General features: G+C 35.3%; 16 protein-coding genes and 1 tRNA gene. 8 read left to right on the top strand and 9 right to left on the bottom strand.

What is annotated here, in order from left to right; all coding sequences use genetic code 11:
- The first annotated feature begins 10 nt into the window (after positions 1–10).
- The 4 genes from ACXAGJ_RS09085 (at position 11) to ACXAGJ_RS09070 (ending at position 6980) form a co-directional block, all read left to right on the top strand.
- Positions 11–1264, top strand: a complete 1254-nt coding sequence (locus ACXAGJ_RS09085; protein ID WP_474839098.1) for a peptidoglycan DD-metalloendopeptidase family protein — start codon at positions 11–13, stop codon at positions 1262–1264.
- A 2-nt stretch (positions 1265–1266) separates the two neighbouring features.
- Complete coding sequence (pgi, locus tag ACXAGJ_RS09080) at positions 1267–2907, top strand: glucose-6-phosphate isomerase (protein WP_474839096.1); 1641 nt, start codon at positions 1267–1269, stop codon at positions 2905–2907.
- A 273-nt stretch (positions 2908–3180) separates the two neighbouring features.
- Positions 3181–6435 carry a TonB-dependent receptor gene (locus ACXAGJ_RS09075; protein WP_474839094.1) on the top strand — a complete coding sequence of 1085 codons (3255 nt, stop codon included), beginning with the start codon at positions 3181–3183 and terminating at the stop codon, positions 6433–6435.
- Between the two features lie 101 nt (positions 6436–6536).
- A complete protein-coding gene (locus ACXAGJ_RS09070) occupies positions 6537–6980 on the top strand; it encodes a hypothetical protein (protein WP_474839092.1) in 444 nt (147 codons plus the stop codon).
- Between the two features lie 67 nt (positions 6981–7047).
- On the opposite strand, the gene ACXAGJ_RS09065 is transcribed toward ACXAGJ_RS09070, so the two are convergent.
- Positions 7048–7470, bottom strand: a complete 423-nt coding sequence (locus tag ACXAGJ_RS09065) for a secondary thiamine-phosphate synthase enzyme YjbQ (RefSeq protein WP_474839090.1) — start codon at positions 7468–7470, stop codon at positions 7048–7050.
- 141 nt (positions 7471–7611) lie between these two features.
- Between ACXAGJ_RS09065 and ACXAGJ_RS09060 the strand changes: the two genes are divergently transcribed.
- On the top strand, positions 7612–8433 hold the full coding sequence (locus tag ACXAGJ_RS09060; protein ID WP_474839088.1) for an HAD family hydrolase: 822 nt from the start codon (positions 7612–7614) through the stop codon (positions 8431–8433).
- A 378-nt stretch (positions 8434–8811) separates the two neighbouring features.
- Here ACXAGJ_RS09060 and lepA read toward each other — a convergent pair whose 3' ends face one another.
- The gene (gene lepA / locus ACXAGJ_RS09055) at positions 8812–10608 is read right to left on the bottom strand and encodes a translation elongation factor 4 (protein WP_473283745.1); all 1797 of its coding nucleotides are present in this window, start codon (positions 10606–10608) and stop codon (positions 8812–8814) included.
- A 240-nt stretch (positions 10609–10848) separates the two neighbouring features.
- On the opposite strand from lepA, the gene dusB reads away from it, so the two are divergent.
- The gene (gene dusB, locus ACXAGJ_RS09050; RefSeq protein ID WP_474839086.1) at positions 10849–11841 is read left to right on the top strand and encodes a tRNA dihydrouridine synthase DusB; all 993 of its coding nucleotides are present in this window, start codon (positions 10849–10851) and stop codon (positions 11839–11841) included.
- Between the two features lie 4 nt (positions 11842–11845).
- Here dusB and ACXAGJ_RS09045 read toward each other — a convergent pair whose 3' ends face one another.
- Entirely contained in the window at positions 11846–13048 is a 1203-nt protein-coding gene (locus ACXAGJ_RS09045; RefSeq protein WP_474839084.1) for an ABC transporter permease, read from the bottom strand.
- A complete protein-coding gene (rbfA, locus tag ACXAGJ_RS09040; RefSeq protein WP_073316214.1) occupies positions 13045–13437 on the bottom strand; it encodes a 30S ribosome-binding factor RbfA in 393 nt (130 codons plus the stop codon). Before rbfA ends, ACXAGJ_RS09045 begins: the two co-directional genes overlap by 4 nt.
- 353 nt (positions 13438–13790) lie before the next feature.
- On the opposite strand from rbfA, the gene mce reads away from it, so the two are divergent.
- Both mce and ACXAGJ_RS09030 read left to right on the top strand, forming a co-directional pair.
- Positions 13791–14192: a methylmalonyl-CoA epimerase gene (gene mce, locus ACXAGJ_RS09035; RefSeq protein WP_474839780.1), complete on the top strand. Its 402-nt coding sequence runs from the start codon at positions 13791–13793 to the stop codon at positions 14190–14192.
- A gap of 55 nt (positions 14193–14247) precedes the next feature.
- Positions 14248–14321, top strand: a tRNA-Ile gene (locus ACXAGJ_RS09030).
- Positions 14322–14977: 656 nt separating this feature from the next.
- On the opposite strand, the gene ACXAGJ_RS09025 is transcribed toward ACXAGJ_RS09030, so the two are convergent.
- From ACXAGJ_RS09025 to ACXAGJ_RS09005, 5 genes are all read right to left on the bottom strand, one after another.
- Positions 14978–15874, bottom strand: a complete 897-nt coding sequence (locus tag ACXAGJ_RS09025) for a hypothetical protein (RefSeq protein ID WP_474839081.1) — start codon at positions 15872–15874, stop codon at positions 14978–14980.
- Between the two features lie 107 nt (positions 15875–15981).
- A complete protein-coding gene (locus tag ACXAGJ_RS09020; RefSeq protein ID WP_474839079.1) occupies positions 15982–16875 on the bottom strand; it encodes a hypothetical protein in 894 nt (297 codons plus the stop codon).
- Between the two features lie 73 nt (positions 16876–16948).
- Entirely contained in the window at positions 16949–17716 is a 768-nt protein-coding gene (locus tag ACXAGJ_RS09015; RefSeq protein ID WP_474839077.1) for a hypothetical protein, read from the bottom strand.
- 102 nt (positions 17717–17818) lie between these two features.
- Complete coding sequence (locus tag ACXAGJ_RS09010; RefSeq protein WP_474839075.1) at positions 17819–18343, bottom strand: hypothetical protein; 525 nt, start codon at positions 18341–18343, stop codon at positions 17819–17821.
- Entirely contained in the window at positions 18336–19316 is a 981-nt protein-coding gene (locus ACXAGJ_RS09005) for a hypothetical protein (protein WP_474839073.1), read from the bottom strand. The genes ACXAGJ_RS09010 and ACXAGJ_RS09005 overlap by 8 nt, the downstream gene beginning before the upstream one ends.
- Positions 19317–19395: the final 79 nt, after the last annotated feature.

Raw genomic sequence — 19395 nt, 5'->3', positions numbered from 1 at the left:
TAGTCATCAGTTGAAGCATATAGGTTACTTGCTACTCTTTATAGTGGTAGTGTTTTCATGTCAAAAAGAAAAGAAAGAAGAAAAAGCAGCAGTTCCTGAAGTAAAAGAAGAAAAAAAAGAAGCTCCTGTTGTTCGTGAGTTTGGGTATGTACTTCAAAATTTTAATGTAGTAAAAGATACCGTAAAGCCCGGTGATAGCTTTGGCGCAATTATGGATGCTCATGGTGTGACCAGAGCCAAAGTGTTTGAAATCACTAATACGATCAAAGATACCTTCAATGTAGCCAGAATACAAGCTGGCAAGCCTTACATGTTACTCAAATCCAAAGACACTTCAGCAAACGCTCAGGTATTTGTATATCAAAACAATAAGATAGATTACACGGTTATCGATTTTAGAGACTCGATTATTGCTCAAAAAAGAAAAAAACCTGTAAAACTAGTTGAAAAATCTGCATCAGGTACCATATCCAGTAGTTTAATGCAAACCTTTGACGATTTGGATCTCAACTTTTTAGTGGCATATAATATGGCAGATATCTATGCTTGGACTATTGATTTTACAAGGTTACAAGCAGGAGATCGTTTCAAAGTAATTTATACCGAAAAATTTATAGACGATACTATCCCAGCAGGAATTGACCAAATCAAAGCTTCTTATTTTGAACATCGTAGCAAACCTATTTACGCATTCAGGTTTCAGGACGACTCTATTAATGGGGGCGTAGATTATTTTGATCACGAAGCCAATAATTTGCGAAGAGCCTTTTTGAGAGCTCCAGTAAAATTTAGTAGAATATCCTCACGATATAATCTGAAACGAAGAATCAAATATTACGGAAATAAAATAAGACCACATCGAGGAACCGATTTTGCTGCTCCTATAGGCACTCCTATTCTGGCCACAGCAGACGGAATCGTTACCAAGTCTGAACGTAGAGGAGGTAACGGTAAATATGTAAAAATAAGACATAACGCAACCTATGACACTCAATATCTACATATGAGCCGACAGGCGGTAAAAGTAGGTGAATATGTAAGACAAGGAGATGTTATCGGATATATCGGTATGACCGGGAACACTAGTGGTCCTCATGTATGTTACCGATTCTGGAAAAACGGAAAAGAAGTTGATCCTTTTAAACAAGATTTACCTTCTTCAAAACCACTAGCCGATAGTTTAAGGCCTGCTTTTTTTAACCACATAGCACCCATAAAAACTGAGCTAGACAGTATACTATTTAAACCAAAAGAAATTTTATAAAAATGGCATTACCAACTATTAACCCCACCACCACAAAAGCCTGGGAAGCACTACAATCACATTATGAGAACATCAAAGGAAAGCATTTAAAAGAGCTTTTTACGGCGCATCCACAACGTGCCGATCTCTTTACGATTACATGGGAAGATTTTTATGTGGATTACTCAAAGAACCGAATTGATCAAACCACCAAAAATCTTTTAATTGATCTTGCCAAAGAAGTAAAATTAGATGAAGCCATCGCCCACTATTTTGAAGGTGGTATAATTAATGAAACCGAAGATAGAGCAGTATTACACACTGCACTTAGAACTCCTGTAAATAAAAATATAGAAGTTGACGGTAAAAGTGTACTGCCCGAGGTTAATGAGGTAAAACAAAAAATTAAAGAGTTTAGTGACAAAGTGATTTCTGGAGCACTAAAAGGATATACCGGAAAAGCGTTTACAGATATTGTGAATATTGGTATCGGTGGATCTGATTTAGGTCCGGTAATGATTACTGAATCCCTTGAATACTATAAAAACCATCTGAACGTTCATTTTATTTCTAATGTTGATGGAGATCACACGCATCAAAATTTAAAAGGCTTAGATCCCGAAACCACACTTTTTGTAGTCGTTTCAAAAACATTCTCTACCCAGGAAACACTTTCTAATGCTACTACTGCTAGAAAGTGGTTTACGCAAAACGCACCTAACGAGGCGGTAGGCAAGCATTTCGTAGCCGTATCCAGCAACATCGCAAACGTGACCAAATTTGGAATTGACGAAGACAACATTTTCCCGCTGTGGGATTGGGTTGGTGGTCGTTTTTCTCTTTGGAGCGCAGTTGGTTTATCGATAAGCCTTTCTTTGGGATATGACAACTTTGAAGCATTGTTAGAAGGAGCATACAAAATGGATCAACATTTCAAAAACACTCCTTTTGAAGAAAATATTCCAGTTATACTTGGGCTATTAAGCGTATGGTATAACAACTTTTTTGACGCCGAAAGTGAAGCGATTATTCCTTATTCTCAATACCTTCATCGATTACCGGCCTATCTGCAACAAGGGATCATGGAGAGTAATGGAAAAAGCGTAGATCGAAACGGAAATCCGATTACCTATCAAACCGGAACTATTATTTGGGGAGAACCAGGCACCAATGCACAACATGCTTTTTTTCAATTGATTCATCAAGGAACAAAATTGATTCCGGCCGAGTTTATTGGATTCAAACATAGCTTGTTTGGAGATCAGGACCATCAAGACAAATTGATGGCTAATTTCTTTGCACAAACCGAAGCTTTGATGAACGGTAAAACCAAAGAAGAAGTAGTCGCAGAGTTATCTTCTAAAAATCTTTCAGAAGCCAAAATCAATCAACTTACTCCTTTTAAAATATTTGAAGGAAATAAACCTACCACTACGGTTTTAATCGACAAACTTACTCCCAAAAATTTGGGCGCACTGATATCTATGTACGAACAACGAATTTTTGTGCAAGGGATTGTATGGAATATATTCAGTTATGATCAATGGGGTGTAGAATTAGGTAAGCAATTGGCTACAAAAATTTTGTCCGAAATTAACAATTCTGAGAGTTATCAACATGATTCTTCTACAGCTAACCTTCTAAAAAAGTATTTATCCAAATAAAACAAAAGCCTTGAAAGTGATGATTTCAAGGCTTTTTTTTGACTCATTGACTGCTTAAAAATGTTAAAGTTGCATTTCTCAAAACAGAATTAATTAACATAATTTTAGTTAATAACTTTTGAAAATTTTCAACTCACTGACAACCAACGTCATCCATATTTGTAGTTACTTTAATACCATAAAATTTTTGTGAAAAAGTCTTAACGTTAAGATAAAGTAGGTTTCCACAAAGATTTGTTCATTTGCACGGATTAATTAACTCAATTATTTATAATGAAAAAGATTACATTTTTACTTGCTGTAATCCTGTTAGCATTCGTTGGGGAAACGTATGCGCAAGGGGTAACTACATCATCGATGAATGGTAAGGTTGTTGACAACACTGGTGAGCCTTTACCAGGTGCAACAGTACTAGCTGTTCATGGTCCAACCGGGACTAAGTACGGTGTAACTACAGATTTTGATGGATTTTATCGCATTAATAACATGCGTGTAGGAGGACCATACCGTGTAACCATTACATATGTTGGTTTTCAAGGTTTTATTAAAGATGGAGTGTTTCTTCAATTAGGACAAGCCGAAAAGATCAATACACAACTTCAAGAAGCATCTAATGTGCTAGAAGAAGTGGTAATCACTGCTACTCGTGATGGTGTTTTCGATTCTGGAAAAACTGGAGCCGAAACTACGGTAACGCAGCGTGAGATTAACACCTTACCTAACACATCTAGGGCAATTGCAGAATTTGTGAGAGTAACTCCTCAGGCTCAGTTGACTGAAGGAAATGACGGTTTCTCTGTTTCTATTGCTGGTCAAAACAACCGTTTCAATGGTATCTATATTGATGGTGCTGTAAACAATGACGTTTTTGGTCTTGCAGGTTCAGGAACAAATGGTGGACAAACGGGAATCAACCCTTTCTCTATCGACGCGATTGAAACTTTCCAGATTAATGTTGCTCCATTTGACGTAAGACAATCAGGTTTTGCTGGAGGTGCGATCAACGCGATTACTCGTTCTGGATCTAACCAATGGCAAGCTTCTGCCTATACCTTCTTCAAAAATGAAGATTTAGTAGGTAAAACGCCTGTTGATTTACTTGAAGAAGGAGAAGAAAGAGAAAAAACTGATGAGTTTACTGCGCTTACTTATGGTATGAGAGTTGGTGGACCGATCATCAAGGATAAATTATTCTTCTTTGCAAATTACGAGAGAATAGACAACGAAACTCCTGCTCCTTTCAACATCTCGAACTATAGAGGTAACTCTTCGGCTCAAGATCTTGCTAACTTAAGACAAACAATATTAAGTCGTTACAACTACGATATTGGAACATTTGACAACAATGCTTCTACTCTATTAGGTAATACATTTACCATTCGTTTAGACTGGAACATTGATGATAACAACCAGATCTTCATCAAGAACAATTACGTGAAGTCTGAAAACTTAGAAGGAAGAGGATCTAGTAACGGTACTATTAACTTTACTAACGGATCTGAGTTCTTCGAAAGTGTTGCAAATACAACTACTTTGGAGTGGAACTCTACGATTGGAGATAAATTCTCTAACAACTTAATCTTAGGATACTCTTTGGTAAGAGATGACCGGGATCCTGATGGTGACCCATTCCCTACTGTATTCTTAGATGATGGAGACGGAGGAATCAACTTTGGTGCAGAGCGTTTCAGTACTGCAAACCTTCTTGATCAGGATGTATTTACATTCGCAAACAACTTTAGTATCTTCTCAGGAAGACATACAATTACTATTGGTACTCAAAACGAATTTGCTTCTACAAAGAACTTATTCTTCAGAAATAACTTTGGACGTTACAGATATTTCGACAACAGTGGTGCAGGAACTACAGGTGTTGATGCATTCTTAAATAACGAAGCAGCTAGCCGTTACGATTACAACTACTCATTACTTCCTGGAGGTGGTATTGGTGATGAGTCTACAGGAGCTGCAGAATTTGATCGTCTTGTTCTTGGTTTCTACGTTCAGGATGAAGTACAAATGACAGACAACTTCAAATTAACTGCTGGTTTACGTGTAGATATTCCAATGTGGGATGACGGATTAGTAAACGAAGACTTTAATACAAGAACTGTAGCACTTCTTGAAGCAGCTGGTAAAGATCTTCAGGGTGCTAGAGTAGGAAAAGCAATTAGATCAAGAGCACACATCGCTCCTAGAATTGGTTTCAACTGGGATGTAAACGGAGACAGAACTACACAACTTCGTGGTGGTTTAGGTATCTTTACTTCTCGAGTACCATTAGTATGGGCAGGTGGAACATATAACAACAACGGTATTACTCAAGGGGTAAGTGATGCAAGAGATTTTAACGATCCTATCTTCTTTAACCCAGATGTAAATACACAGCCAAGACACTTAACTCCTGGTTCTGGTGATGTAGGTGGACAAATTGACTTATTTGCTCCTGATACTAAGTTACCACAGATCATGAAGTACAACATTGCTGTAGATCAAAAATTACCTTGGTGGGGACTTATCGCTTCTGCGGACCTTCTTTATCAGGATAACATTACTCAGTTACAGTACGAGAACTTAAATATTAGAGAAGCTTCAGAAGTACTTAATAATGGTCCTGATAACAGACCTAGATACAACTTATTTGATCGTATCGATTCAACTTATGGTTCTGGAATCTACTTAGCTTCTAATACTGGAGAAGGATATTCTTGGAATGCTTCTTTTACATTAACTAAACCATTCGATAATGGTTTCCAAGGAAGTTTCTCTTACTCTTATGGTGATTCTGAAAACATCTTTGATGCTACTTCATCTCAGAACAGTTCTCAGTGGAACAACCAGGTAACTGTAAATGGTAAAAACGCTAGACAACCGTTAACTCGTTCTGATTTCTCTGCTGGACACAGAATCATCAGTAATATTTCTTATGAGTTCAAATGGACAGAAAATATCAAAACTACTCTTGGTTTAGTATATGAAGCAACTCAATCTCGTCCGTTCTCTTACACTTACGGAAATGAGAATAACGAATTAGTTCTTAACGATGATTTTGATGATGGTGCATTAATCTACGTACCAAGAGACGCTAGCGAAATCCAATTTGATGGTACAGCTGCAGAGCAAGCTGCACAGTGGGAAGCGTTTAACAACTATATCGAAAACGACGATTATCTAAGCGAAAGAAGAGGAGATTATGCTGAAAGAAATGGTGACAGAGGACCATGGAACCACATCTTCGACTTGAGATTTGTACAGGATTTCTCTATTCAAGTTGGAGAAAACAGACATGGTTTACAATTAACTGCTGATATCTTAAACTTTGGAAACTTCTTAAACAAGGAGTGGGGAGTTAGAAAGTTTATCTCTAGTGAAGTAAACTTATTAGATATCGTTGATATCGACGGAAACAATGTGCCTACTTTCCAATTAAACGAAAACGTAATTGACGACGTAGAGCAAATTGATGACTTCGGAAATCAATCTTCTAGATGGCAAATGCAAATCGGATTACGTTACTTATTTAACTAATCTGTAATTCATACCAACCAAAAAACCTCATTCTGATAGAATGAGGTTTTTTTATTCTTTATAGTTACCTTTGAAAAAACGAAACACATAAACACTTCACTATGTACGAAGCTATTCAAATTGTTCACTCTTATTGGGCGTATCTGGTACTATTAATCGTTACTTTGGCTACTATAAATGCTTTAATCGGTTTCTTTACCAAGAAAGAGTATGCGCCCAAAGATTTTAGAGTTTCTTTATTTGCTCTTATTGTGTCACACATTCAACTACTGATCGGAATTGTGATTTTCTTTTTATCTCCTCTTGTCGTGTGGTTTTCAGGAACACATGGTATGGGAGAAATCATGAAAGATTCTACGTTAAGGTTGTATAATGTAGAGCATCCGCTAACCATGATTCTCATGATTACTTTTATTACTGTAGGGTATTCTAAGCACAAAAAGAAATTGACCTCTACTCCAAAGTTCAAAATGCTAGCCATTTTTTATACCCTGGCTTGGATTTTAATGTTATCCAGAATTCCATGGGCACAATGGTTTGATTAATATATAGAAATTAGGCTTATCGGATGGTAAAGTTTATGATTCGATAAGCTTGATGTTCTAATTCTTTTTAGGATCCAAACACGGTCAACACCAACTTCCTGGCACCTCCATAATCTCGATGTTCGCATAGGTAAACTCCTTGCCAGGTTCCCAAATTCAACCTTCCCTTAGTAACCGGTATTTGTATCGAAGTTCCCATCAATGAAGCTTTAATATGTGCAGGCATGTCATCTGGACCTTCGTAGGTATGAATATAATACGGAGCATTCTCAGGTACCATCACATTCATATGACTTTCAAAATCTTGTCGTACTGTAGGATCTGCATTCTCATTGATCGTAAGGCTTGCTGAAGTATGCTTAATAAATATCTGCAACTGCCCAATCTGTATCTGTTTCAACTCAGGAAATGAAGCCTCTATTTCTCGAGTGATTAAGTGAAACCCTCTGGGATATGGTTGTAGTTGTATTTCTTTTTGGAAGAATTTCATATTTTTTTGTTGTTGGTCCCGTTAAGCTTAGCAAACTGTTCTAAAATACCGCTTTTCGGCTAAATTAATATTATCTTCACATAAATAGCCCTAGTTTTAGCACAAACTCTTATACCTTTAACCAAGGAAACTACAATTGTTATGGATTTATCACAGATTAAATTGGTCGCTACCGACATGGACGGAACACTACTCAACTCTAAAGGAGAAGTAAGTCGTCATTTCTTCGAACTATTTGAAGAGCTTAATTCGCTTGGAGTAACCTTTGTTGCTGCAAGCGGAAGACAATATTATAGTATTATCGATAAGCTAAAACCTATCAAAGATGATATCTATGTTATTGCAGAGAATGGGGCACTTACGATGAGGCAAAACAAAGAGCTTCAAACCACCGAAATTGATCGGGAAACCTATTTGGAGTTACTGGAAATTGCCAGAACTTTGAAAGGCTCTCAGGTGATTCTTTGTGGTCGAAAAAAAGGATACATCGAAGACTACGGACAAGACTTTGTAGATATGTTTTCAGAATATTATGGCCGTTATGAAATTGTAGAAAACCTGGCAGAAGTTACCGATGACAAATACCTTAAAATTGCAATTTGTAATCAAAAAGGATCCGAAAAATATCTGTATCCAGCCTTAAAACATCTAGAAGACAAACTAAAAGTAAAAGTGTCTGGGGAAATTTGGTTGGATCTGTCTCATAATTTGGCAAACAAAGGTCATGCGCTACAGCAATTGCAGGAAAAATATCAGATTTCTACCCAAGAAACACTGGTTTTTGGAGATTATAATAATGATCTAGAGATGATGACCCGTGCACAATATAGCTTCGCTATGGAAAACGCACATCCGAACGTAAAAGAAGTTGCTAATTATACCACAAAGAGTAATAATGATAATGGGGTTGAATACATCTTATCAAAAATGATCAACGACAAAAAACTTGCAGCCCAAGTATAAGCTGTTGGATTCTTCATGAATAAAAGCAGAATTCTGCTGAACTAAAAGATGTTATATTTTCTTTACGACAAACAAGCTAGTACTACAGCAATCGCAAAAAAATATACATAAATAGGGATACGGGTAGGCGAAAAATTTTGCATAGTTGTTAGTTTAGTGCAATAGTGATAACGTACAAATGGCTACTTTATGATATAGCAGTAAATCATACGCATCGCTACAAATTACTTAGGTCTAGGGGTTTACCGACCGCAAGATACAAATTTTTTACAGAAAATGAGTATTTCAGCGAATAAAATTGCACTTAAACCTATTTTAGCGCAAATAAAAAGAAGTCTGTTTCTTACAAGTATATTTCTAGTTTAGGTCGATGACCGGTTAGTCATTCAACTTCAGCACGGCCATAAATGCTTCCTGAGGAATTTCCACATTACCTACCTGACGCATACGCTTTTTACCCTTCTTCTGTTTTTCCAATAATTTTCTTTTACGAGAAATATCACCACCATAACATTTGGCAGTAACATCTTTACGAAGGGCTTTCACCGTTTCTCGAGCAATAATTTTAGCTCCAATAGCCGCCTGGATAGGAATATCAAACTGTTGTCTTGGGATGAGTTCCTTCAGTTTTTCGCACATTTTCTTACCAATATCGTATGCATTATCCTGGTGTAACAAGGCAGAAAGTGCATCTACCGTATTTGCATTTAAAAGTACATCTACTTTCACCAGTTTTGACGCTCTCATACCAATAGGGGCATAATCAAAAGAAGCATACCCTTTGGAAACCGTTTTTAAACGATCGTAAAAATCAAAAACGATCTCTGCTAAAGGCATATCAAAAGTCAGCTCAACACGTTCTGGAGTAAGATACGTTTGATTGGTAATTTGCCCTCTTTTTTCGATACACAATGACATTACCGGACCGACAAAGTCTGCTTTGGTAATAATAGAAGCTTTAATGAAAGGCTCTTCTACCCGATTCATTTTTGAAGGGTCGGGTAAATCTGATGGGTTATTTACAATAATTACCTCATCTGGCTCTTTATTGGTAAACGCATGGTAAGATACGTTAGGAACCGTAGTAATTACAGTCATATTAAATTCTCGCTCTAGTCGTTCCTGGATAATTTCCATGTGTAACATCCCCAGGAATCCACATCGAAAACCAAAGCCCAAAGCCGCAGAACTCTCTGGTGTAAATACCAGCGACGCATCGTTAAGCTGTAGTTTCTCCATAGAAGCGCGAAGTTCTTCATAATCTTCAGTATCTACCGGGTAAATCCCTGCAAATACCATGGGTTTTACATCCTCAAATCCTTCAATCGCATTTTGAGTAGGTACTTTGGCATCGGTAACTGTATCTCCTACTTTTACCTCCCTTGCATCTTTAATTCCGGTAATTAAATATCCTACATCTCCGGTTTTTATAACTTGTTTAGGAACCTGATTCAACTTTAACGTTCCTATTTCATCAGCAAAATAGTTCTTGCCCGTTGCAACAAATTTAATCTGTTGCCCTTTCTTGATTTCTCCGTTAACTACCCTAAAATAAGTTTCCACTCCTCTAAAAGGATTGTACACCGAATCAAAAATTAGTGCTTGCAATGGCTCTTCAGGATTTCCTTCTGGGGCAGGTATGCGTTCGATTACCGCTTCCAAAATCTCTTCGATCCCAATACCGGTTTTTGCACTGGCTGGGATTACTTCTTCGGCATCACATCCTAACAAATCCACAATATCATCGGTTACCTCTTCTGGATTCGCACTAGGTAAATCTACTTTATTAAGTACAGGTATAATTTCCAGATCATTCTCCAAAGCCAAATACAGGTTAGAAATAGTCTGGGCTTGTATACTTTGTGCAGCATCTACAACCAACAATGCTCCCTCGCAGGCAGCAATAGATCGAGAAACTTCATAAGAGAAATCCACATGCCCCGGAGTATCAATAAGATTCAATACATATTGCTCTCCTTTGTACGTATACTCCATTTGTATCGCATGACTCTTGATGGTGATCCCACGTTCTCGCTCAAGATCCATATTATCCAATAGCTGAGCCTGCGCCTCACGAGCAGTTACCGAACCGGTATAATCCAATAGCCGATCTGCTAACGTACTTTTACCATGGTCGATATGCGCTATAATACAAAAGTTTCTAATATGCTTCATTCTTCTTTCTCAAATAGGTTTCTGGGCGTGCCCTTCCATTTCATTACAGGTCGGGCTATCCGCGCTACAGGGTAGCTTGCTACTATCCCTCACGCAATTTTCACACTGTTAATGACTTGCAAATATAATTGATTTTAGAAGGTTTATATCATCTCTCACGGTATTTTTACCCCAGATATTCCTAGCTTCAATTCTTAGGTCTATTATAATTCGTATTTTTGCCAAAAATTAATAGTTGCTGTGGCTAAGATTGGAGACATAGATGTAGGAGAATTTCCTTTGTTATTAGCGCCGATGGAAGACGTGAGCGATCCTCCATTTCGTGCTTTGTGTAAAGAACAAGGGGCTGATGTGGTATATACCGAATTTATTTCGAGCGAAGGACTCATTCGGGATGCTGCAAAGAGTGTCATGAAATTAGATATCTACGAAAAAGAACGACCTGTTGGTATTCAAATCTTTGGTGCCAACCTGGATTCGATGCTTAAATCTGTAGAGATCGTAGAAGCCTCACGACCTGATATTATCGATATCAATTTTGGTTGCCCTGTAAAGAAGGTAGTGAGCAAAGGCGCTGGAGCAGGAATCTTAAAGGACATTGATCTTATGGTATCGCTTACCAAGGCAATGGTAGAGCATACCAAATTACCAGTAACCGTAAAAACAAGGTTAGGTTGGGATCACGATTCTATTCGAATAGTAGAAGTAGCAGAACGTTTACAAGACGTGGGTTGTAAAGCCATTTCCATACACGGTCGTACCCGTGCCCAAATGTATAAAGGTAATGCCGACTGGAAACCCATCGCAGAAGTAAAAAACAATCCCAGAATGCATATTCCTGTGTTTGGAAACGGGGATGTAGACTCTCCAGAACGTGCTGTAGAAATGAGAGATCAATACGGTTTAGATGGTGCTATGATCGGTAGGGCCAGCATTGGATACCCCTGGTTTTTTAAAGAAGTAAAGCACTTTTTTAAGACTGGAGAACATCTAGCTCCCCCTACTATTGAAGAGCGTGTAACCGCAGCACGTAGACACTTACAAATGTCTATCGATTGGAAAGGAGAAAAATTAGGCGTTTTTGAAACACGAAGACACTATACCAATTATTTCAAAGGTATTCCTCACTTCAAAGAATATCGCACCAAAATGGTAACCAGCGATCATCCTGATGATGTTTTTGCTTCTTTTGACGAAGTTTTGGAAAAATTTGCCGGATATCAGTTTGTATAGAGATTTAACTCACTAACTCGTAGTTAATTCTACTAGATGCTAGCAATGATGCTACAAATCCTATGACCGTTATGGTAAGAAATACTACCACAAAACTCATTACTGTAATTTTTGTGGGATAGGCCAACGATGGTGTTATCATTAGTAAGCCAAACTGCTGTTGCAATACGATAAGGATATACCCTAAAAGTAATCCCAAAATAGCTCCAAGTACCGTCATTAATGATCCCTGAAATAAAAATATTTTTCGAATCATAGGCACCGTAGCCCCAATGTTGTAAAGCGTTTTGGCATTCCCTTTTTTGTCGATAATCATCATAATGATAGCCCCTGCAACATTAAATAAAGCAATAATGGCAATAAGAGTAATCACCAGATAAGAAACCAAATTCTCTGTGTTCAGCATCTTATAAAGGGTATCATTAAGTTGCACTCTGTTTTTTACAATCGCATCGTTACCAAAAACAGCCGAAAGTTTTTCTCTCAGCAACGCTTCGTCTGCTCCTGGAGTTAGTTTCAACTCTATATGAGTAACTTTATCTTTTGGAAGATCTAACAAGGCTCTGGCAAGACCTGTAGTTGCAAAAATGTATTTTTTATCCAGCTCTTCATTTACACTATAAATCCCAATATTTACCACCTTTTCTACCCGAAACGCTTTGGAAGGGTCATTAGGAATTCCTTTACCAGGTTTGGGAGCATAGATACTCAACAAATTGGTATAGGTTGGCTCGACGGTCATACTTAATTCACGGCTAATACCATTACCCGCGACCACCTGAAAGTCGTTGTTCGTCAACCATTCTCCATAAACAATAATACTGTCAGTTTGGATCACATTGCTGTAATTTTGATCGACTCCTTTTATAAAGGCTGCTTTTTGCTTATCTCTAAATTCTAAAAAAACCCGCTCTTCTACTATTTCAGAAAAATAGGCGATCTCCTCAAGACCCTTTAATTTTTCTTTTTGGGCAGCATCAAAAGTGAATGTTTTACCACTGGCAGGGAAAATCTTAAGATCAGGATCAAAATATGACGAAAACTGAAGACTAAAATCTTTGAGCCCAGCGAATCCTGACAATACCAAGAACAAGGCCATCGCTCCTATAACCACTCCGGTGGCTGCAATAATTGTGATAATATTGATCGCATTACTGCTACCCGGAGAGAATAGATATCGCTTGGCGATGTAGTATGAAAAATTCACTTCTTTTTACGCCTTTCCAATAAATCTGGATTATGAATAGGATTTTCTTCTCCCTTTACTGCTTTTTCTATATTAGAAATATATTCTAAAGAATCATCAATAAAAAAGTACATCTCTGGCATACGACGTAGTTGATTTTTGGTGCGTAATGCCACCTGATGTTTGATTTGTGATTTTACAGCATTTACTTCTTTTAGAACATTTTCTCCCTCTTCATGCGGAAAGATACTCATATATACTTTTGCGATAGAAAGATCTGTAGTAACACTTACCTTGGTTACGGAAACCAAAATCCCCTTCACCCCAGCATCACGTAACGCTTGTTGTATTACATCGGCTACATCGCGTTGTAATACTCCAGCAATTTTTTTCTGTCTGTTTGTTTCCATAGGTGCAAAAATACATATTAATATTATTTAAGACTAAGACACTTTATCTTTTAGATAACTTAAACAGTACTTTTCCATAATTCATTCATTTTCTTTGCTTGCCCAAAGAAAAGAATCAAAAGAAAAGGCACTTTTTCTTAGGCATTTTTCAACTAGGTTGAAAACCATATTTATTTTCCTAAAATCTTTCCAAGGCTTCAAGATTTTCTACGAAAAATAAATAGCTATGCTTACAGAAAAATATTTGAAAGCGCTGCTTTTAAACGTATCGGTTTGTGATATGTTTATTCTTAAAACCACTAAAATTATTTTAATTTTATCCCATCGTATAATAAAAAGGTAAAATGAATCATATTAATAAAATAGAACATTTAGGTATTGCCGTAAAAGATATCGACAAAGCCAATGCGTTGTATGAGCAGCTTTTGGGTGTAGCTCCTTATAAACAGGAAGAAGTAGCAAGCGAAGCCGTAATCACCTCTTTTTTTAAAGTAGGAGAGAGTAAAATCGAATTACTGGCCAGCACCGATGAAGAAGGTCCGATAGGAAAATTTATCTCCAAAAAAGGAGAAGGCATTCATCATATTGCTTTTGATGTAGATGATATTGAAAAAGAGTTAGAAAGACTGGAAAAAGAAGGGTTTCAGATCATTAACAAAGTTCCTAAACATGGGGCAGACAACAAGCTCGTTGCTTTTCTGCATCCCAAAAGCACCAATGGGGTTTTGATAGAGCTTTGTCAGGATATAAATTAAAATAAAAAATGTTTGGCCTGTATTGGTCAAATCCTTAAATTTGCCGTCCGTTTTAGGTCCCATAGCTCAGCTGGTTAGAGCACCTGACTCATAATCAGGGGGTCCTTGGTTCGAGCCCAAGTGGGACCACGCCTATAATCAAAGAGTTACGATCGTCAAATTTCGTAACTCTTTTTGTTTTCTTATAGCCTTGCCCACTTTTTGCCCACTTTTCATGGCATCATATGGACTAATATAGTATCATTTGGCCAAAAAGCGAACCGCATACTTAAATCTGACAATCAATAAATTACATCGAAAATCCACCTTTAAATACCTCAAAGCTTTTAGCAATCATATATTAACAACTAAATCTAGGTTAGCTTTCAAATGTATTTTTTAATCTTTACATCTCACCCTAAAATGCTATCAATTCCTTTAAGAGAGCATATCTTCTTTTTTCTCACTAGCAAATTGTAATTCAAGATTATACCTTAAGACTATTTTTCAATCATTTCATTAATATGTTACTATTACATAGATCAAATGAAATATTACTTAAGCTATTATTTTAAGTACTAAAACTTTTTATTGAACTTTTAGTGGTTAATATATAGTAATCAATGATGTAGAAGGCAATAAACTTCAAGTTTTACACTTAGTCAAAACGTTGTGTTTTATTTTTAATTTACTCATTCTTAAGAACCAAATCAACGATTTGGCGGTGTTGTTGAATAATACCGACACAGTACTTTCATAAACCATTAAACACCCTATTTATTGCTATATATAATGTTATTGACTTTTTATCTATTGTCTAATATTAAATATTGCCTGATACCAAATTCATTGTGTAACCATTTTCCGTATTCAATTAATCCATCTACTGGATCTTTTTGACTCACTTCGTTGAACAGATCCTCATTTAATATCTGGCTAAAAATGTCTTCGATGGAGCTAGTTTCAATTTTTCTGTTGTACAGGCCAAGTAATTGATCTCGTAGAAAGTTTGCTAAATTTGAGATTCTCTTAGATACAATTTCAGGGGAATGAAAGGCAACATTAGATCCCAATTCAGAATACGAATAGTAATGATTAGCAGTATCTACTTTCGAATGAGGGACAATTGAAACATGCTCTTTCAAAAATGGTATCATAGAAATTTCATATGCAATGTCACTAAAAGGAACTCTTGGGTGGTCAAACCAATAAAATGGATGATTAACTTCATTAGCTGAATGCCATAACTTTTGATTATACTTTTCTTTATCTAATTCAAGATTAGCTACGTAAATTGCTTGAGAACTTTTTTTATTGGCATGTTTGAGCAGGATATTATGTTGATAATCTTTCGCTCTTACTTTTGATTTTTCTCTAAGCTTAAAGTATAATGTGGGGCAGTCATCAAATTTTTTATCCTCTCTATATTCCCTAACATCTTCTAATTTACTTCTATCTTTTCTAGTACCCGAAGGATAATCTTCTATAGATTTTAATCCTTCTGAAGCTTTATATTGAAGGTAAATTAGAAAGCCTCGTGAAGAACTATATATTTTATCAGCTCCAGTTTTTAGTTCATCGGTGCATAGTAGGCGAAATTGTCTTTTAATTCGTCCACTTATAATTCCAAAAAAATTGGATAAATCATTTTCAATTTGATCTTCTTTTACTGTCCCCGGAATTATGTATTTGGGTTTGCCCATTTCAATTTATTGTTGATAAAGTTTTTGGTTATGGGCAGAGCTAGATTGAAAACTTTAATTTGGTTTATCATCCCGCATTGCTTAGAACCGTAGTTACTCACAGGTTTTTATCTTCTCTCATCTTCAGTAAATGAATCTGGTTCTACTTTAAAAAATACTATAAAAATAAATTTGGAAGAATAATTTAATGCATCCTCAGCTTGTTTTTTTGAAGCCTTTTCTCCATTGTGAACAATTTTATTTCTTAATTGGTTTATTCCTTTTAATTTCTCTAGCAATTCATCATGAACGGAAAGTAAATCCTTTTCCAAATCGCCAAAAACTAATTCATATTTTAAGTTCATTGGAATTTCAATCAGAACAAGTTCAGCGTTCTTTTTACTTGTATGATGAAACTTATTTGATAACCAATCTGTTAGTTTGGGAAAAATTAAAGACTCCATTGCCGTACAACAATTTATTACGGCTTCATTATACCTACCTTCATAAATTGCGTAGAAGGCATCTGAAAGAAGGTTGATATATAATAAATAAACATCCTCATCCTTAATTAAATCTTCGAATGCGTCGAATGCGCCCGGTTCATTGAGGTAGTCAAAAAATTCTTGAAAATATTTAGGTTTTTTCTGTCGTAATTCCACTACTTCTTTGAGGATTATATTATCATTTTTATCAGTTATTTCTAAAACAACATTTTTTGTGTTTCGTGGTGAAATTTGAACAATATCGGTTGAATAATGCTCGAACGTTTTTGCGTGATAGATATAATGATTAATTAAATCAATTGCCTTTTGAGTAAGTTTAGTTTTAACCTCGTCACTAAAATTGTTTCCATTAATCTCATAATTGAATGATATGAAAGTAGATGTGCTTGTTTGGTTAAGACTACTTTTAAAGATAAAGTCAGTTCCTCTAAAATTTACTTTTTCTGGTACATTGATATCAGAACTATCTAAAGTTCTTGTAACAAAGGGAAGCTCTAATTGGATTTCGATTTTCATTGATTTTTGCCTAAAAGTGGAATACGTGTAATAGTCCACATATCCCATTATATTTTATAGTTTTATTGAACCTTTAATTTAATAGTTTAGTAATCACAAATTGATTGATTTTTTTCCATTGTTCGATACTACAAAGGCTAACAAAAACTTCATCATCTTGATAATTTGTGAACTCTTTTAATTTCATACTTACTGTTTCTTCTTTGGTATATAAATATATTGCCATATCCGGGGTAAATATTACATACAAATCCTCTGAAGCTTGAAAGGGTGTAAACACCCCACGACTAAATTGGTTTTTAACTATAGGTTTGAAAATTATAAAATGATATTTAGGCATATGAACTGGTGTATTAAATGATTTAATTAATTCTTTATGATTAGGTTTTAATTGGTTATTCAGAAAAGAACTGAACTGGACTTCAATCTCATTTGGCAATTTAAAACTTTTATAAATTGGTAGTTGCGAAATGGAAACCCTCCAAAGTATAGAATAAAAGAAAAGCTTATTGGCCAAAGGAGCAATTCTTTTACACTTCAATATTAAACCCTGATCAGATTGAATAATATCAAAATCATTAGCTCTATTGCCATAATCATTAATGGAAATAATTTTTCTAGCAAAGAAGGTTTCAAGAATAGATATACGTTTCTCACAATTTTCGCAAAAGATATAATCTTCTTTCGGAGTGTCCTGTAATTGCCTAGTTTTTCCTTTTGTATCAATTTGCAATGAATATCTCGGACTATTACCCTCAAACAATCTTTTACCTAAAAACTTAGGTATTATATCAGAGTTTTTTTTATTAGCCTCATTATTCTTACAAAGTTTACAAATCATTACTTCATTGAACTTTTAAAGTTTTATATCTAAACAATCATACTAGTTCCCAAATTTCCTCTAAATTCAGATAAAATAAGATATTGTATATATGGTACAAGATTAGTTCTCATTATTCTTATCTTGAATTGAAAGTACACTTGAAAGAACTAGCACACTCCTCCAAAGAACTAGTGCAATCGCTATGATTCCTGTAACATTAAAATAAAATAATGTAAGTACGTTCAAATTAGGAACAAATAATTTTAACGAATAACCTACTACTGCAAGAATGATGAGTTCTTTTATCCCTATTTTGAGATGCTTAATAGTTTCTTTGTACAACTCAGAATTTAAAAACAGATCGAACAAAGGAGCTTTTTTGTATGTGTCCTCAAGGGTGGTGTTTTTTATTTTTTTAATTGGCTTAATGCTAATTTTAAAACTAACCAAAAGAGTTAAAAAAGTAAGAACAAATCCTGCAGAAGTAAAAGCTACATTCGCAATGTCTGAAGTAATAGATAGTAAAGTTTCTTCTTTTGGTATTGTCAATAAATTTTTTACCATCAAAAAATGGCACACGCCAATTGCGAGTGAAAAGATTATAATATCTATTAAAATGGTATATCTAAAATATCTATCAATCATCCATATAAAAGTTTACCATAAATTGATCAAGTGCTGGCTTTACCAAATTATACATTTCTTTATTTTTTAAATCATCGTATGCTCCTATTTTTAAAATGATTTCTTCTCTGTTTTTCGATAAATTAAAAATGTTTTCCATCCCTTCTTTGTCCTCATACTTCACCTCAAAATTATCAAAAAGCTTTTTATTTCTACTTCTAGATTTAAAGACTTTTAACATCTCCCTAAACCAGTTATTAGCTTCATAATTTATATCAACAGTATTTCCTGAACCTGGTATTTGATAATAGGTTTTGATCCGAAAAAACTTTGGTTTAAATTCCTTTTCAATATTTACCATTGAAGAGTAATAGTTTTTCCGAACATCTGAATCCATCTTTGCAAGATTAGCGGGCTTTAATTTAATATCCATTTGTAAAACGTTCTGTAAACTTTCTAAAGTTTCCTCAATATTGCTAGAAAAAAGTGCTGTAACAGTGGTAGCTTTAGCAATTTTTAAATTATTTGGACCTGCCACATTACGAAGATAATATTCAAAATCACTTAATCTAGGGCCATTATGATTATATTCAGCACATACAATGCATCTTGAGCCACTAAAATCTATAAAAAAATGAGTTTCTTCTGCTATATCTCCTCCTATAGAACTTAGCGGTATAAGTTTATAATCATCATTCGGTTTTAGCTTAGGTTGTTTCCCCTTTCTAAGTAACGCCATGGAACATCGAATCTGTCTTTCTTTAGGATAAAATCTATGGGTAACCATATATATTTCCCTAGGTTCTGGCTTATCCTGATTTTTATGTTTATCTATTAAATGTCCTTTACCTTCATTTCTTTCATTTCTCAAATAATCAAATACTCCTTTCAATATGGATTGAGTATTTAATTTTCCTTCATACTCTTTATAAGGATCGAAACGCAAAGTATTTAAATGTAATTTTAGTTCCCTTAATTGTTTTTTCTTAGCCATTGGCTCATTAAAATATTTATATTAAACATTTGTTGTTTGACAATGTCAATAATTTATCAATAGTTTTATTATGGTTTTC

The organism is Aquimarina sp. AWH4_224 (genome assembly GCF_056160245.1).
Note: the sequence above shows the minus strand (reverse complement) of the source record. Positions and strands in the feature narration are given on the sequence as shown.

Bases quoted from the DNA above. Each gene is read 5' to 3' on its own strand.
- ACXAGJ_RS09020 (WP_474839079.1), bottom strand. From the start codon at position 16,875: ATGAAAATCGAAATCCAATTAGAGCTTCCCTTTGTTACAAGAACTTTA.
- ACXAGJ_RS09015 (WP_474839077.1), bottom strand. From the start codon at position 17,716: ATGATTTGTAAACTTTGTAAGAATAATGAGGCTAATAAAAAAAACTCT.
- ACXAGJ_RS09070 (WP_474839092.1), top strand. From the start codon at position 6,537: ATGTACGAAGCTATTCAAATTGTTCACTCTTATTGGGCGTATCTGGTA.
- ACXAGJ_RS09005 (WP_474839073.1), bottom strand. From the start codon at position 19,316: ATGGCTAAGAAAAAACAATTAAGGGAACTAAAATTACATTTAAATACT.
- ACXAGJ_RS09075 (WP_474839094.1), top strand. From the start codon at position 3,181: ATGAAAAAGATTACATTTTTACTTGCTGTAATCCTGTTAGCATTCGTT.
- ACXAGJ_RS09010 (WP_474839075.1), bottom strand. From the start codon at position 18,343: ATGATTGATAGATATTTTAGATATACCATTTTAATAGATATTATAATC.
- rbfA (WP_073316214.1), bottom strand. From the start codon at position 13,437: ATGGAAACAAACAGACAGAAAAAAATTGCTGGAGTATTACAACGCGAT.
- ACXAGJ_RS09065 (WP_474839090.1), bottom strand. From the start codon at position 7,470: ATGAAATTCTTCCAAAAAGAAATACAACTACAACCATATCCCAGAGGG.
- pgi (WP_474839096.1), top strand. From the start codon at position 1,267: ATGGCATTACCAACTATTAACCCCACCACCACAAAAGCCTGGGAAGCA.
- ACXAGJ_RS09025 (WP_474839081.1), bottom strand. From the start codon at position 15,874: ATGGGCAAACCCAAATACATAATTCCGGGGACAGTAAAAGAAGATCAA.
- ACXAGJ_RS09060 (WP_474839088.1), top strand. From the start codon at position 7,612: ATGGATTTATCACAGATTAAATTGGTCGCTACCGACATGGACGGAACA.
- lepA (WP_473283745.1), bottom strand. From the start codon at position 10,608: ATGAAGCATATTAGAAACTTTTGTATTATAGCGCATATCGACCATGGT.